Genomic DNA, 14,721 nt, shown 5'->3' with positions numbered 1-14,721 from the left:
TCAACGGGGGCGATCGCTCATTTTAGAACCTTAGCGCCACCCCACCCGGTCCATAATCCGCAGAGCGTCGGCATTGTTGCGGCCAAACACTGCAGCATTGACATTTTGGCCACGGAAGTTGCCAAAGCGCCGCACAACCGGATGCAAGGGTACCCCGGAGCGCACGGGATATTCAAAGTTGGCCATGGCAAACATCTCCTGCGCCTTGGGACTCACTAAGTATTCGAGAAAACGAATGGCCCCTTGCCGATTGGGGGCACCCGCCACCACGCCACCACCGCAGATATTCACGTGGGCACCGCGATCGCGCTGATTCGGGAAGAACAAACCAACCTTCTCAGCAACTGCGCGGTCTTCTGCTTTATCTGAGGCCATTAATCGAGCGAGGTAGTAATGATTTGTAATTGCAATACCTCCAACACCCGCTGCACAAGCGCGAATTTGTGCGGTGTCATTTCCCTCTGGGGGTCGGGCAAAGTTGGCAACCAATCCCCGCACCCACTCTTCTGTTCTTTGAGAACCATGAATCGCCAGCAGTGAGCCTACCAAGGATTGGTTATAGACATGGCTGGAGCTGCGTGTGAGAATCTGCCGCCGCCACCTAGGATTAGCTAAGTCTTCGTAGGTGGACAGTTGATTGGGATTGACGCTGGATTTGTTGTAGATTAGAACGCGTACGCGCCGCGAGAGGCCAAACCAGTGACCTTGGGGTTCCCGCAGGTTGGCTGGCACCACGCTGTTGAGTACCCTTGACTGAATCGGCTGCAAAAGACCGGCCTGCTGGGCTCGCCACAAGCGACCAGCATCCACCGTAATCAACACATCGGCAGGACTCCGACTGCCCTCACTGCGAATCCGTTCAATTAGGGCATCAGCCTCAGCTTCAATGAGATTGACCCGAATGCCAGTTTGCTCGGTGAAACCGTTGTAGAGGGCTTTGTCGGTATCGTAGTGCCGTGCTGAATAGACATTGATCACACCCCCTGCCTGCCGCTGTTGAGCATTGCTCGATTCTGCTTTTTGGTTCCAGAGGTGGTGGGCGACATAGGCCGTTGCCCCAGCGCCCATGCCCAAGAGTACACGGCGACCGACTTTCTGCATAGTTGAGAATTTCTCCTAAATGCAATCTGAGAAATATTCTAGGACGATGGCTTTGTTTTTGCAATTTAGTTGCAATAAGTTAAGTCTTTGCTGTACCACCACTGGCGATCGCTAGGGGATAACTCCACCCAATAGAGCGTAATCACCATCATGGCGCCCGTTTCGAGGTGGCGCACCCAATAGCTGGGATGCCGTTTTGTGGCACTGTCGAGAACAAGCCGCCGCCCAATGCGCCGCCAACTGGGTTCTTTGCTGCGCCAAGCAATGCGGCAACAGGGCCACGGTAACTGCTCGCGGTCAAAAAGGCGACAACAGGCACCCATGACCTCATAGCTGAATGAATAGCCGGGACTGTAGAATTGAGTCCCACTCACCAAGACAGGTGGCTGTTCTATGGTTGAATCTAAGCCAATCAAGGGGATGCGCTAACGTGCAGGCCAGCTTCTGAGTGTATCAGGAATCCCCCCTAGGGTTCTTGGGCGGCAATCAAAAGGGCACAGCAGCTAAAGCCAATGACGAGGGGGAGCAAAGACTGCAGCCAGCCACTCAAGCCCGTGGTGACTAGGGCGATCGCCAGTGCCAACATCTGTAGGCGGCGTTGCTGCGGGGATGGGGCAGCCGGCAGGTCAATGAATTGCAAGCCATCGGTGGGCAAAGGTAAGGGCATCACGCCGCCAGGGGGAAACGCCCAATACTGGTACTGCTCAATAAAGAGATCTGTCCAGCCATGTTCTTGGCACCAGGCCACTGCGGACTGATAGGAGTATTTGAGTAATTGCAACGAAGGATGACGATCCATAGGGGCACTGGTCAGGGCAAGACAATGAACATCTCTATTGAGAACATAACAGAACTGGGAAATCGGTTTGGAACCCTTGTAGTAACTCTTAATCCTTTTGCTTGGGAGAAAATTAAGATTCCCGAAAGAGGTCAGCAGATATACTGAAAGATAGATAGAGTTGTGTCAGAAAGCACAACGGTTCCTACACCACCGTTCGTTGCAGCCGAGTGATGTAAAGAAGTGTTTATTTATGTTTTGCAGTGAGGGGTATTGTTAAGCCATCAATTCATGGTTTTCAAGAATCACTAAATTTCCCGCAAATCCCCATGAAATCTGGCTTTGCCATGAGTCCAACCGAATCATGAATTCCCTTAAAACCATCTAGGAGGCGGTTATGTTGCTGGAGGCACCGACTGTACCGGTTTCACCGGTTGCCTTGCTCCATAGCTTGTTAGAACTGCGGCAGGAAATTACTAAAGAGGGGGAAGCCCGTTTTCAACAGTGGCAATCAAAAATTAAGCGATCCGAATTTATACCTAGTGCCCGCAATCTTGCCTACTATTTGGCCTTGCGCTGGCGGGATCTACGGGCAATTCAAATGGCCTTGATGCCTTGGGGGTTATCGTCCTTAGGACGGATCGAGTCGCGGGTGCTCCCCAATTTGGATGCGGTGATCAATACCTTGGGCGCTCTGTGTCGTACCCATGAGTCACTGCCCCCCCGCCCACCCTTAGATGCCTTTTTTGCGGGCGATCGCCAACTGCGCCGCCAGACGGAAGAACTCTTTGGACCCATTCGCGGCAAACGCCATGGGCGCATCATGGTGACCCTGCCCCCTGAGGCGGTGACTGACCCCCAATGGAGCATTACCCTGCTGCGCAAGGGCATGAACTGTGCCCGCATCAACTGTGCCCACGATGACCCTGCCACTTGGGAAGCGATGATTGAGCACCTGCAAGCGGCAAGCCACATTACGGGTCAACCCTGCAAAATTCTCATGGACTTGGGGGGGCCAAAACCCCGCATTGCCGACATTTTTCCGGAAACGGTGCGCGTCCACGGCGGCGATCGCCTGCGGCTGACAACGGAAATTTGCCCTGATGGTGGAGAAATACCGCAATTCACCTGCTCCTTGCCAGAAATTTTGCCGCAATTGGCGGTGGGGCAGCGGGTTTGGATTGATGATGGCCACATTGGCGGTCGCATTGTCAGCAAAGATGAGCAAGGGGTGGAACTGACTATCACCCACTGCAAAGAAGGACAGCGGTTGAAAGTGGCCAAAGGCTTGAACTTCCCCGACAGTGATTTGCGCCTGTGTCCTCTGACCGAAAGCGATCGCGAGCATCTGGCCTTTGCTTGCCGCCATGCCGACATCATTGGCTACTCCTACGTCCAGTCCGCCGAGGATATTGCCCTACTGCAACGGGAACTGGAGCATTGTTGTGGCGATCGCGCCGACCAGATGGGCATCATTGCCAAAATTGAGACCCCGAAAGCAATTCGAGCACTGCCAGAACTGATCATCCAAGCGGCGGGTCGGCAACCCTTTGGCGTCATGATTGCCCGAGGTGATCTCGCGGTTGAAATTGGCTACCAACGCTTGGCAGAAATGCAGGAGGAAATCCTCTGGCTCTGTGAAGCCGCCCATGTGCCCGTGGTTTGGGCCACCCAAGTCCTTGAAAACTTGGTGAAAAAAGGCGTGCCCTCCCGTGCAGAAATCACGGATGCGGCGATGGCGGAGCGAGCGGAGTGTGTCATGCTCAACAAAGGCCCCTATGTGGGACTGGCAGTAGATATCCTCGATGATGTCCTTGCCCGCATGGAAGCCCACCAGCAGAAGAAAACACCGCAACTGCGGGCACTGCACTCGTGGCACCCCTACGAGACAATTGTGCGCCAATAAACCTCTAGTTAGCCTTCAGAGAGGATGCTGGGGCGAATTTTATCCCCGTCCCGCAGGGGCCGACCCGAACGGACGACATAGCGATCGCCAGCATTCAAACCACTGAGGATTTCCACTTTGTCCTCCCGCCGTTGGCCCAGGGTGACCTGCCGCTCCTGCACGCGATCGCCAACCACCACAAAAACGCTGCCTTGCCGTGAGGATAGTTGCCCCTCCTCAAAACCACTGAGGGCGGATTGCGGAATCATCAAGCGCGGCGCATTCGCTCCTTGGAAGGCCACCCGTGCCAGTAAACCACTGCCCAGGCGTTCATCGGCATTGTCAATCACGACTTCCACAGGAATCAGACGGGCAGCGGCAGCGGCAGGTGAAATTCGCGTAATCCGTCCTTCATAAGTGCGGTTGGGCACGGCATCAAACGTCACTGTTGCCCCTTGGCCGGGAGCTAATCTCGCTAATTCCCGTTCCGAGACTTCCACAACAACTTTGAGTTGACGAATATCGCCAAGGCGAAGAACTTCTCCCCCCGGTTGCAGTAGGTTGCCCACTTCTGTCAGTCGCTCTAGCACCACGCCATTGAGGGGCGATCGCAGGAGGGCTTGATTCAACCGTGCCCGTGCCTGTTGGACAAAGGCGATTTGGGCTTGCACCCGACCTTGGGCAACGGCCACCCCCTGTTGGGCGGTCACCACCTCTGCTTCACGAGACCGCAGTACCTGCCGTGCTGTTTGCGCCGTTGTGCGTGCCTGTTCCGCTGCTTGTGCTGAGACGGCACCATCCCGCAGCAGGGTTTCAAGGCGGCGGGCGTCACTTTCCGCCTGTTGGAGGGTAAGACGGGCTTCTTCGACGGCTGTACGGGCGCGATTGACGGCGGCTTGGGCTTGGATCACCTCGTTGCGACGGGCAGCCAGTTCTGCCTCTGCTGCAAAGACGGCATTTTTGAGGACAACGGGATCCACCTCCGCCAACAGTTGCCCCGCTTGCACGCGATCGCCCACATCTACACTCAGGTGAAGAACTTGTCCCTCCACCTGCGATCGCACCATCACTTCACGGTAGGGGCGAGTGGTACCTGTCAGGGTTGAGCCTGTTTCCAGCCGTTCCAAGCGTGCCACCGCCACATCAGCAGTAACCCCTTCACTCTCCGGACGCGCGACTGCCGGTGATTCTAAGCGATTTATTGCCGACTGGCATCCCCCCAAGAGCACCGCGATCGCGATCGCCCCCAGCCATTGTTGTTTCGCCATCATCTGTCTATTTATCTTCCCAACTGCTGCCGATAGCCTATCACACCGTCCCCAACTGCATCAGTAACACCTCCCAGACAAGGCGAGGCTGAACGTACTGCTGCAAATACTGACGGGCACGCTCCAATTGCTGAAGCATAGACACCTTCTGCGGGAACGATCCCCCTTGCCAAATTTGCTGCTGCATTAGACCGAGGAGCCAGAGCTGTCGTTCCACATCAAGGGATTGGCTAATATCTCGTGCCAATTCCAAAGCAGTTTGTAAAGGGAGGGGTGTGGTCAGTTGTTTGCCGAGGTGGCGGAACGGCTCAGGAATCTCTCGCCATGTTTGCCACGCTTGCAGAACTGCTCCTGGGGAGCCAGCTCCTAGGTCAAAGAGGGCGGGGCTAACCTCCTGCCAAAATTCAGGGGGGGCGACCTGTCGCAGGACCTGTTCGAGATCGGAACGGTTGAGGGGATAGAAGGGAATTTTCTGACAACGGGAAACTATCGTATTCAAGAGTGCTGACGGACTGGGAGCAATGAGAATCAACGTGGCACGCCCCGGTTCTTCGAGGGTTTTTAGCAGGGCATTGGCGGCGGCTTCGTTCATGGTTTCAGCTTGGGTCAAGACCACTAGCGATCGCGACGCACGCATCGGCGGTTGGCTGAGGTGACGGCTGAGTTGGCGAATTTGCTCTAGACGAATCTGGGGGGCACTGCGGGGAATCTCCTTCTCAGCGGCGAGGAGTTGGCGACGGGTGTAGAGCGTCCCTTGGACACTGTAGGTGGGTTCAATCCAGAGGACATCCGGGTGGTTGCTGAGATCACTGGCCTCGTTGAGAATTGCTTGCAGAAAACAGCGGGCAGTGAGGGCACGGCCTACCCCTTCAGGTCCAATAAAGAGATAGGCGGGGGCGAGTCGCTGGCGATCGAGGGCATGGGTCAGGAGTTGCACAGCGGTTGGCTGACCAATGACAGAGCGAAACCAATTCATGGTTTGGGGAAATGGGCTGCAACATAGGCAATGGCACTGGGGCGATCGCTGACAAGGCCATCAAGCATTGCCGATCGCAGGGCAAGGAGAATTTGCCGTAACTGCGGTCCGCGAGGATAGCCCAACTGTTGCAGATCATGGCCATTTAGGGGCGGCTTTTGCAATCGCCAATGCCAGAGATACTCCCGCAATAGGGCGACATCCCCTAAATCGGCTGCGCTACCTTTTGCCTGCTGTACTGCGGCCAAAAGCACAATGACGGGTAAGGGGTGACGCTCTAAAAATTCACAGTAGCGACTGCGCTGTTGCTGGCTCTGCCGCAATCTCTGCCACTCCTGTTGGCATTGAGGAAAAGTGTCCAGCCACTCACAGATGTGCTCCCCCAGTTGCAGTTGACGGGCGATCGCCCCCGCCGTGGGGACAGTCACAATCAAGGCCAAGAGTTCTAGCTCCCACAGGGGAAAGGTTTGCCACTCTTGCCGCTCAGGCACTTCTGGCCACCACTCCCAAACCAATTTCAAGCGCACCTTGGCCGCCTGATCAAACCTCACTTGGCGATCTAAACACTCAAGGGCACCCAATTCCGCCAGCAGGGTCAAGGCACGCTCACCGCCAAAGTGTTCCGTTGGCGCAAGGGGCAGTTCAAGGATGTGGCGCAGTTCATTGCGCAGCCGACTTTGGAGGGAAGGCCGTTTTGAGGTGGGGCGATCGCGGGTGGCAAAGACACCACTGGTGAGGGCATATTCAATGTACTGGCGGGTTTGCGGCTCTAGGTCAAAGCCAAGGCGCACAGCAAAGCGCACGGCTCGAAAAATCCGCGTCGGGTCTTCAATAAAGCTATTGGGGTGGAGCACCCGAATCAGTCGCCGCTGCAAATCCTCCCGTCCGCCAAAAAAATCAAGGACTTCCCCATGGCGCGGTGGTGTTAGGCGCATGGCTAGGGCATTGATGGTAAAATCGCGGCGGTAGAGATCTTGGCGAATCGAACTGGCAGCCACTTCCGGATGCGCGGCTGGATAGGGATAAAACTCACTGCGGGCGGTGGCAATATCCACAGCAAACCCGGCTAAGGGCAAGGCCTTCGGCCAGTGAAGTGCAGCGGTTTGAAACTGACCGTAGATCTGTAAATCGGTCTCTGGGTAGAGGTCATGGAGCGCTTGTGCCAAATGCACGCCAGCAGCTTCCTCCTGTTGCACCCCATCCACCACCAAATCAAACTCCCGTGTCGGTAAATGGTGATTCCCTTGGGCGATCGCCAGCAGCAGATCCCGCACTGCGCCACCCACAAGGTATAGTTGCCAGCCGCGTTCCTTGGCGATCGCTGCCGCCCGTTGTAGTAGTGTCCACAGTTGCTCCGGCAGCCGTTGTTGCAGTGCCTCGTAAAGATTTAGGGTTGGCAAGGGGCAGACCGTTTCCGTTTCGCGGCTGAGGGCATAGAGGTGGCGCAGCACATCGGTACGGGTGACAATTCCCACAAGATCACCTTGCTCATTCACCACCGGTAGCCGCCCAATATCGTACTGCACCATTAGGGCTTGAATCTCTGGCAGTGGCGTTGTCGGGGAAACCGTGCGCACCGGTGCTTTCATGTATCCTTTGACCGGGGCATGGGCAAAGCCGTGGTGCAGCGCTACATCCAAATCTCGCCGTGAAATAATCCCCAGCAATTCCCCTGCGGCACTCACCACCGACAGACCAGAGTGGCCATAGCGCAGCAAGACGCGGTGGGCATCGGCAATGGGGGTTTCTGGACGTACTGTTCGTACGGGTGAGGACATGAGTTCTGCCGCTGTTGGCGGATGGGGAATCTGTGCTTGAAGCGCTGTAAATATCTCTTTGAGCACCGCCTCTGGCTGGTCTGTGGTCATCGTCACTGCGGCGGCTTGGGCATGGCCACCCCCGCCAAGGGGAGCCAGCAAATGGGCAACATTGACATTGGGAATTTGGCTGCGGGCAATAATGGCGAGATGATGTTGGCGATAGTAGTGCCCAAGGAGAATGGCATCGCATTCACTGAGATCCGCCAATTGGGTGATTAACCGCGAGAGGCCGGGGAGATACTCCGCCGTGTGCAGCAGCACCCAGCCCAGCCGATAGCCCTGATAAACTACTTGCTGGAGATTTGCCCATGCTTGGCGTAGATAAGGTTGCAGGTCTGCACTCAAGCCAGCCTCGGAATAGGTGGCGATCGCCCGCTGATTGGCGCCTTGGCTCAACAGCCACGCCAAGGCCTGCACATCCCGCACCGTGGTTTGCTCAAAGGTCAAGGAACCCGTATCCGCATGAATCCCTAGGGCGAGAACCGTTGCTTCTGTGGGTGTGAGGCGAATCTCTGCGGTCTGCAACTGCTCGCAAATGATAGTACTGGTGGCTCCAACGGGTTCTAACCATTGCTGCTGGGAGACAATATCCCCCGTCATCTCCAAATGGTGATCGTACAGGCCAATTTGGACTTGGGGTTGATCCAGCCATCCTGCGGCTTGCCCCAACTGGCGACGCCACTGCGTATCCACCACCCAAATCTGGCGCAATTGACTGGGGTCAACGGCTCTTGCTTCAATGAGGAGATATTCATCGCGATGGTAGGCCAAAAACTCCCCCACCTTGGGATGGGTTCCCCCAGTCAAGACAATTTTGGTTCCCGGATAAAGGCGTGTGACACCGACGGCTGCCCCAAGGGTGTCAAAATCAGCAATTTGATGACAAAGGACAACATCCATCAAAGATTCCGCAAGGGGATTGCAATCATAGCGTAGCTTAATGGCCTAGGCAATAAATGAGTACAAAAATTAGTGTTAAGTATTTTAGTACAGGAAGGGAATCAGTTTCTTCACCCTTTGCCGATACGTGGCATAGTCCTTAAACTTGGCCAACAGCCACTGTTCTTCTTGAGCGGCCTTGTGGTCAAAGAAGATAAAGAGGGCGATCGCCCCCAGCCCGTGGGAAAGACTCATTTGCCATACACCATAGGCCAAGGCCAAAAAGATCACACTGCTATAGATCGGATGGCGCACCCAACCATAAACCCCCGTGGTCACTAACTGACTGTCCTCCTTGGGATGGGGTAGGGGCGTCAAGTTGTTCCCTAGGTGAAACAAGCCAGCCATGCCTAGACCAAGGCCAATCAGACCCAAGCCAAGGGTCAATCCTAGGCGCACCACCAAGGGCAGGCTAACCACTCGAACCACTGGCAAGAGAATAAAGCCGATACTGAGTACCGTTTGGCCAATGACCCAAAATTCTCCCCGTTGATTGCGCCACCAGTCTTTGCTGAAGCCCCACTCTTGCAGTTTATTCACCTTGGTTGCCGCTGTTGGTGGATATCTTCAATTCTAGCGATCGCGCGCTCATTCCACAGGGGGCAACAATTTTGTGGCTTTCGCACTGGCCTTTTTCGCCTTCGTCTGGCCACTTCCCAGTTTACCCAAGGATTCTTGGAGTGTGCCCATCGGGCAAATCGCGCACCATGCCCGCTGATTAAAGATCACCCCCAAGAGAATCGCAACAATGGAGGTGACGACGCACATATTGACAAAGAGGCCACCCACCGCCACCCAGTTGCCCCATGCCAATGTCATGCGAAGGGCAAAAACCGTCATGATGAAGCTAAACACCGCCCAGCGAAAACTTTGTTTTTTGAAGAGTTTGGGATAGGGACGGTGGGGACTAAAGTGATAAAGCACAATGTCTAGGAACGCGCCACGCGGGCAGAGGTTGCCACACCAATAGCGGCTGCGAAAATAGGCCAGCACAGGAATACCCAGCATCATGGCCAGCATGAGGTACCCCAACCAAGGATACCAGAGGCCACCGATCGCAATTAGAAAAAATAGCCAAATCATTGCCCACTGACTGGGCTTGCCCCTCAACGATCGCTTCATAACCTGCCTAGTCGTATAGTCTTATATGACTATAAAGTTATTTAATAGAAAAAATCAAGGCCTAGATGCAGTGTCTTTATGACTCTTTACGTTGCTCAGGGGAATAGCTAGCCGTGCCGCTCTAGGGCCAATTGCACCAAGCGATGGACTAATTCTGGAAAGGGCACACCACTCGCCGCCCACAGTTGGGGGTACATACTCAGGGCGGTAAACCCCGGTAGGGTATTTACTTCATTAATCAGGATTTCGCCAGTGCTGGGTACATAGAAAAAATCAAAGCGGGCAAGGCCAGCGGCATCAAGGGCTTGAAAGGCCTGTAGGGACATCGTGCGGATCTGCTCACTCACCGCTGGGGGAATCTCCGCAGGAATATGGAGTTGAGCGCGGCCATCGGTGTATTTGGTTTCGTAGTCATAGAACTCGCTGCTGTAGGTAATCTCCCCCACCACCGAAGCTTGGGGTTTATCATTGCCGAGCACCGCGCACTCTAGCTCACGGGCAACCACACCCGCTTCCACAATGATGCGGCGATCCAGTTCGGCAGCAGCCTCAAGGGCAGTTGTCAGTTGTTGGCGATTTTTGGCCTTGGAGATGCCCACGGAGGAGCCAAGGTTAGCAGGTTTGACAAAGCAGGGATAGCCCAATTCGGTTTCAATGCGATCGCACAAATGGTTGTAACGACAGGGATCCGACCACAGGTCACTGCGCTGAAGGGCTACGTAGCGCACTTGGGGTAAGCCCACAGCCCCAAAGACCGTTTTCATCAAGATTTTGTCCATACCAATGGCCGAGGCAGCCACCCCCGAACCCACGTAGGGGCGTTGCATCAATTGCAGCAGGCCTTGCATCGTACCATCTTCACCATTGGGGCCGTGGAGAATCGGGAACCAAACATCAATGGTTTCGGCAACCGCAGGAAACTGCCACAGGGAGTCCTCTGGTGCTGCGCCCTCGGGGATGCCAACATGGTCTGTGGAGCGCCAGCGGCCATCTTTTTGGATGTAGATCGGAATCACTTCATAGCGATCGCGATTGTCGCCCTCGGTAAAGGCTTGGGCGATCGCTGCCGCCGAGACCACCGAAACTTCATGCTCCCGTGAGCGACCGCCAAACAATAGCCCGACCCGCAGACGACCCATAGGACAAACCCGTGTGAATGTGACGGTTTCTTGGTACGATTTTCAAGGATTATACAAAGTTTGGGAGTTGCTATGGACGTGGGGCAAAAAGTGCGCGTCTGTCGAATTCGCGATCGCGTCGCCCAAGACATCATTCAAAAACTCGGCCAAGTGGGTCAAATTACTGGTTTTAAGATGACCGATGGCAGTGGGGTTGGCGTCATTGTCACCTTTGACGATCGCTCCAGCACTTGGTTTTTTGAGGACGAAATTGAAGTCGTCGGCTAATTCCTGCCCTGCCGCCTTTTTCACAGCAACTGAGCGGGGTCAATAAGACCTCAGATTTGGATCCCACTGAATCCGATAGAAAAAGGCTGCATTAGTGGTACGTTGTATTGTGGTGCGCTTGCACCAAACGCTGCATTCCACTTTCAGTCTCGATCGTTGTGCCCCTTGGGGAGCGATCGCCCTCTGAAAAAACGCAAATGAATTTACCTAGACAGTAGGCAAACGTCCATGGTCATATCAGCAGAACGAACCAATGTAGGCTTTATTACTCAGGTCATTGGCCCTGTCGTTGACATTGAATTTCCCAGCGGCAAAATGCCCGCCATTTACAACGCCCTGCGGATTCAAGGCAAAAACGAGGCCGGCTTAGACGTGGCTGTAACCTGTGAAGTGCAACAACTCCTTGGCGATAACCGCGTCCGTGCCGTTGCCATGAGCAGCACCGATGGCTTAGTGCGGGGAATGGAAGCCGTAGATACCGGTGCCCCCATCAGCGTGCCCGTAGGGACAGCCACCTTGGGTCGCATCTTCAACGTGCTGGGTGAACCCGTGGACGAAAAAGGCGCTGTCAGTGCCGCTGAAACCCTGCCCATTCACCGTCCTGCTCCCAGCTTTACGCAACTGGAAACCAAGCCCTCGGTGTTTGAAACAGGCATCAAGGTGATTGACCTGCTCACCCCCTATCGCCGTGGCGGTAAAATTGGCCTCTTTGGCGGTGCGGGCGTCGGCAAGACCGTGATCATGATGGAACTGATCAACAACATTGCCACCCAACACGGTGGAGTGTCGGTGTTTGCTGGCGTGGGCGAACGTACCCGCGAAGGCAATGACCTCTACAACGAAATGATTGAATCGGGCGTGATCGACAAAAACGATCCCAGCAAATCTAAAATCGCCCTTGTGTACGGTCAAATGAACGAACCCCCCGGCGCACGGATGCGTGTGGGTCTGTCGGGGCTGACGATGGCCGAATACTTCCGCGATGTCAACAAGCAGGATGTGCTGCTGTTTATTGATAACATCTTCCGCTTTGTGCAAGCCGGTTCTGAGGTGTCGGCGCTACTCGGTCGGATGCCCTCTGCGGTGGGATACCAGCCCACCCTCGGTACCGATGTGGGTGCCCTACAAGAGCGGATTACCTCGACCACGGAAGGTTCGATTACTTCGATTCAAGCGGTCTATGTGCCTGCGGACGACCTGACTGACCCTGCTCCGGCCACGACCTTTGCCCACTTGGATGGGACAACGGTGCTCTCCCGTGGTCTAGCTGCAAAAGGGATTTACCCCGCTGTGGATCCCCTTGGCTCCACCTCCAACATGTTACAGCCGGACATTGTGGGTCAGGAGCACTATCAAACAGCACGGGCGGTGCAAGCGACCCTTCAGCGCTACAAAGAGCTGCAGGACATTATTGCCATTTTGGGTCTCGATGAACTCTCTGAGGAAGACCGCCTAACCGTGGCGCGGGCACGCAAAATTGAGCGCTTCCTGTCTCAGCCCTTCTTTGTGGCGGAAGTGTTCACCGGTGCCCCCGGTAAATACGTCACCCTCGAAGAAACCATCAAAGGCTTCCAGATGATCCTCAGCGGTGAGCTGGATGATCTGCCCGAACAAGCCTTCTACATGGTGGGCAATATCGAAGAAGCCAAAGCTAAGGCTGAAAAACTCAAAGCCTAGGTTTCACAGGTGTCCATACAGGGTGGGGCAACCCGCCCTTTGATCATTGAGTGGCAAGGGAAGCGTTATGGTGATGACCGTCCGGGTAATTGCACCCGATAAAACCGTTTGGGATGCCCCCGCTGAGGAAGTGATTTTGCCCAGCACAACGGGGCAATTGGGTATTCTCTCAAATCATGCCCCTCTCTTAACCGCCTTGGAAACGGGCGTGATGCGGGTGCGCCAAGACCGCGAATGGGTGGCGATCGCCCTCATGGGGGGCTTTGCCGAAGTTGAAAACAACGAAGTGACCATTCTTGTCAACGGTGCTGAGCGCGGGGACACAATTGACCTCGAAAAAGCCAAGTCCGAATTTGCTGAAGCACAGGCCGCCCTCGCTAAAGCCGAACAGGGGGAATCTAAACAGGCCAAAATTCAAGCCACCCAAGCCTTTCGTCGTGCCCGTGCTCGCTTGCAGGCCGCAGGGGGCGTGGTCGAGATTTAGGTTCTTTCCCTGATTTGCTGAACTGCAATTGCTCCCCCTAGGGGGAGTTTTTTGTTTAACTGGCTTCCTCCGTTTGCTGCCGCAGGTAGGCTTGGATAAAGGGATCGAGGTCACCATCCATGACCTCTTGAATGGCTGTCGTTTCCACCTCCGTGCGCAGGTCTTTGACCAGTTGATAGGGATGGAAGACATAGTTGCGAATTTGGTTGCCCCAAGCCGCTTCAACAGCATCACCGCGAATATCAGCAATTTCCTTGGCCTTTTGTTCTTGGGCAATGACTAATAGCTTGGCCTTGAGAATGGCAAGGGCTTTTTCCTTGTTTTGTAGTTGCGATCGCTCCTGCGTACAGCGGACGGCCAAGCCCGTTGGCTTATGGACAATGCGCACGGCTGTTTCCACCTTGTTGACGTTTTGTCCTCCCTTGCCGCCACTGCGAGAGGTGGTAATTTCTAAGTCGCTTTCGGGAATCTCTACCGTAACGGATTGATCCAGTTCGGGCATCACATCCACGCCGGCAAAGCTGGTTTGCCGTTTACCATTGGCATTAAAGGGAGAAATGCGCACCAGCCGATGGGTGCCCTTTTCAGAGCGCAGATAACCGTAGGCATAGCGCCCCCGAATTTCTAGGGTGGCTGACTTAATGCCCGCCTCCTCCCCCTCCGATAACTCGGCCAGATGGGTTTGGTAACCATGGCGCTCCGCCCAGCGGGTGTACATTCGCAGCAACATTTCTGCCCAATCCTGAGCATCAGTCCCGCCAGCACCAGCATTGATCGTGAGAATGGCGTTGTTTTTGTCGTAGGGGCCACTGAGGAGTTGTTCCAGTTCCCAGCGACTCAATTGGGCGTCTAAATCCTTGAGCAGCGTAGTCGCCTCTGTCACCAGCCCTTCATCCGGCTCTAGCTCCAGCAGTTCCAGTGCCGTTTCCACGTGTTCAATCGTTTTTTGCCATTGCTGAAGTTGGTTGAGGGCGTCTTTGGCTTCGGTCAACTGTTGGAGTGTGACTTGGGCGATCGCTTGATCATTCCAGAAGTCTGGCTGAGCGGCGGTGTGCTCAAGGTCGTGAATCTTGGCGTTTAATGCTGCTGGGTCAAAGATAGTCCTGGGTATGACCCAGGCGATCGCGCAACAAAGAAAAATCGCGTTTGAGGGTACTTAAATCAATCATTCTACGATGCAAAAGAGAGGAATTCTGTTGATATTTTATCAAAGGCTTGCCCGCTTCCTCACTGTAGCGTCGGGCATTTCTAGGCTAGCTGCGGGG

14 protein-coding genes are annotated in these 14,721 nt (G+C 55.0%); 4 read left to right on the top strand and 10 right to left on the bottom strand.

The window, feature by feature from the left end:
- Positions 1-30 precede the first annotated feature (30 nt).
- The 3 genes from RHH81_RS04585 to RHH81_RS04575 form a co-directional block, all read right to left on the bottom strand.
- The gene (locus RHH81_RS04585) at positions 31-1,101 is read right to left on the bottom strand and encodes a Fe(3+) ABC transporter substrate-binding protein (protein ID WP_206201265.1); all 1,071 of its coding nucleotides are present in this window, start codon (positions 1,099-1,101) and stop codon (positions 31-33) included.
- Positions 1,102-1,166: 65 nt separating this feature from the next.
- The gene (locus RHH81_RS04580; RefSeq protein WP_310743454.1) at positions 1,167-1,475 is read right to left on the bottom strand and encodes a hypothetical protein; all 309 of its coding nucleotides are present in this window, start codon (positions 1,473-1,475) and stop codon (positions 1,167-1,169) included.
- Between the two features lie 92 nt (positions 1,476-1,567).
- The gene (locus RHH81_RS04575) at positions 1,568-1,900 is read right to left on the bottom strand and encodes a hypothetical protein (RefSeq protein ID WP_206201264.1); all 333 of its coding nucleotides are present in this window, start codon (positions 1,898-1,900) and stop codon (positions 1,568-1,570) included.
- A gap of 376 nt (positions 1,901-2,276) precedes the next feature.
- On the opposite strand from RHH81_RS04575, the gene RHH81_RS04570 reads away from it, so the two are divergent.
- The gene (locus RHH81_RS04570) at positions 2,277-3,785 is read left to right on the top strand and encodes a pyruvate kinase (RefSeq protein ID WP_310743453.1); all 1,509 of its coding nucleotides are present in this window, start codon (positions 2,277-2,279) and stop codon (positions 3,783-3,785) included.
- An 8-nt stretch (positions 3,786-3,793) separates the two neighbouring features.
- On the opposite strand, the gene RHH81_RS04565 is transcribed toward RHH81_RS04570, so the two are convergent.
- The 6 genes from RHH81_RS04565 to RHH81_RS04540 all read right to left on the bottom strand — a co-directional run bounded on the left by RHH81_RS04565 (position 3,794) and on the right by RHH81_RS04540 (position 11,028).
- Complete coding sequence (locus RHH81_RS04565; protein WP_310743452.1) at positions 3,794-5,035, bottom strand: efflux RND transporter periplasmic adaptor subunit; 1,242 nt, start codon at positions 5,033-5,035, stop codon at positions 3,794-3,796.
- A gap of 37 nt (positions 5,036-5,072) precedes the next feature.
- Positions 5,073-6,008 carry a DNA polymerase III subunit delta' gene (locus RHH81_RS04560; RefSeq protein ID WP_206201262.1) on the bottom strand — a complete coding sequence of 312 codons (936 nt, stop codon included), beginning with the start codon at positions 6,006-6,008 and terminating at the stop codon, positions 5,073-5,075.
- A complete protein-coding gene (locus tag RHH81_RS04555; RefSeq protein WP_310743451.1) occupies positions 6,005-8,728 on the bottom strand; it encodes a CBS domain-containing protein in 2,724 nt (907 codons plus the stop codon). The genes RHH81_RS04560 and RHH81_RS04555 overlap by 4 nt, the downstream gene beginning before the upstream one ends.
- Positions 8,729-8,812: 84 nt before the next feature.
- Positions 8,813-9,307 carry an isoprenylcysteine carboxylmethyltransferase family protein gene (locus RHH81_RS04550; protein ID WP_206201260.1) on the bottom strand — a complete coding sequence of 165 codons (495 nt, stop codon included), beginning with the start codon at positions 9,305-9,307 and terminating at the stop codon, positions 8,813-8,815.
- A 48-nt stretch (positions 9,308-9,355) separates the two neighbouring features.
- Positions 9,356-9,889 carry a 4Fe-4S binding protein gene (locus RHH81_RS04545; RefSeq protein WP_206201259.1) on the bottom strand — a complete coding sequence of 178 codons (534 nt, stop codon included), beginning with the start codon at positions 9,887-9,889 and terminating at the stop codon, positions 9,356-9,358.
- A 107-nt stretch (positions 9,890-9,996) separates the two neighbouring features.
- On the bottom strand, positions 9,997-11,028 hold the full coding sequence (locus RHH81_RS04540; RefSeq protein WP_310743450.1) for a D-alanine--D-alanine ligase family protein: 1,032 nt from the start codon (positions 11,026-11,028) through the stop codon (positions 9,997-9,999).
- Between the two features lie 72 nt (positions 11,029-11,100).
- Here RHH81_RS04540 and RHH81_RS04535 point away from each other — a divergent pair, with 72 nt between their 5' ends.
- From RHH81_RS04535 to atpC, 3 genes are all read left to right on the top strand, one after another.
- Positions 11,101-11,295 carry a DUF2862 domain-containing protein gene (locus RHH81_RS04535; RefSeq protein ID WP_149817325.1) on the top strand — a complete coding sequence of 65 codons (195 nt, stop codon included), beginning with the start codon at positions 11,101-11,103 and terminating at the stop codon, positions 11,293-11,295.
- Positions 11,296-11,523: 228 nt separating this feature from the next.
- Entirely contained in the window at positions 11,524-12,972 is a 1,449-nt protein-coding gene (gene atpD, locus RHH81_RS04530; RefSeq protein WP_302678975.1) for a F0F1 ATP synthase subunit beta, read from the top strand.
- Positions 12,973-13,039: 67 nt separating this feature from the next.
- A complete protein-coding gene (gene atpC, locus RHH81_RS04525) occupies positions 13,040-13,456 on the top strand; it encodes an ATP synthase F1 subunit epsilon (protein ID WP_206201257.1) in 417 nt (138 codons plus the stop codon).
- Positions 13,457-13,511: 55 nt separating this feature from the next.
- On the opposite strand, the gene prfB is transcribed toward atpC, so the two are convergent.
- Positions 13,512-14,625 (bottom strand): peptide chain release factor 2 gene (prfB, locus tag RHH81_RS04520; protein WP_206201256.1). Its coding sequence is split into 2 segments (ribosomal slippage): positions 13,512-14,549 and positions 14,551-14,625, totalling 1,113 coding nucleotides; the frame shifts between segments, so codons are not numbered across the junction.
- Positions 14,626-14,721: the final 96 nt, after the last annotated feature.

Source organism: Thermosynechococcus sp. PKX95 (assembly GCF_031583295.1).
Classification (GTDB): Bacteria; Cyanobacteriota; Cyanobacteriia; order Thermosynechococcales; family Thermosynechococcaceae; genus Thermosynechococcus.
Note: the sequence above shows the minus strand (reverse complement) of the source record. Positions and strands in the feature narration are given on the sequence as shown.

What these genes read in the sequence shown, in the direction of transcription:
- RHH81_RS04570 (WP_310743453.1), top strand. Translation starts at nt 2,277, where the DNA reads ATGTTGCTGGAGGCACCGACTGTACCGGTTTCACCGGTTGCCTTGCTC.
- RHH81_RS04555 (WP_310743451.1), bottom strand. Translation starts at nt 8,728, where the DNA reads ATGGATGTTGTCCTTTGTCATCAAATTGCTGATTTTGACACCCTTGGG.
- RHH81_RS04575 (WP_206201264.1), bottom strand. Translation starts at nt 1,900, where the DNA reads ATGGATCGTCATCCTTCGTTGCAATTACTCAAATACTCCTATCAGTCC.
- RHH81_RS04540 (WP_310743450.1), bottom strand. Translation starts at nt 11,028, where the DNA reads ATGGGTCGTCTGCGGGTCGGGCTATTGTTTGGCGGTCGCTCACGGGAG.
- RHH81_RS04545 (WP_206201259.1), bottom strand. Translation starts at nt 9,889, where the DNA reads ATGAAGCGATCGTTGAGGGGCAAGCCCAGTCAGTGGGCAATGATTTGG.
- RHH81_RS04565 (WP_310743452.1), bottom strand. Translation starts at nt 5,035, where the DNA reads ATGATGGCGAAACAACAATGGCTGGGGGCGATCGCGATCGCGGTGCTC.
- RHH81_RS04560 (WP_206201262.1), bottom strand. Translation starts at nt 6,008, where the DNA reads ATGAATTGGTTTCGCTCTGTCATTGGTCAGCCAACCGCTGTGCAACTC.
- atpC (WP_206201257.1), top strand. Translation starts at nt 13,040, where the DNA reads ATGGTGATGACCGTCCGGGTAATTGCACCCGATAAAACCGTTTGGGAT.
- RHH81_RS04585 (WP_206201265.1), bottom strand. Translation starts at nt 1,101, where the DNA reads ATGCAGAAAGTCGGTCGCCGTGTACTCTTGGGCATGGGCGCTGGGGCA.
- atpD (WP_302678975.1), top strand. Translation starts at nt 11,524, where the DNA reads ATGGTCATATCAGCAGAACGAACCAATGTAGGCTTTATTACTCAGGTC.
- RHH81_RS04535 (WP_149817325.1), top strand. Translation starts at nt 11,101, where the DNA reads ATGGACGTGGGGCAAAAAGTGCGCGTCTGTCGAATTCGCGATCGCGTC.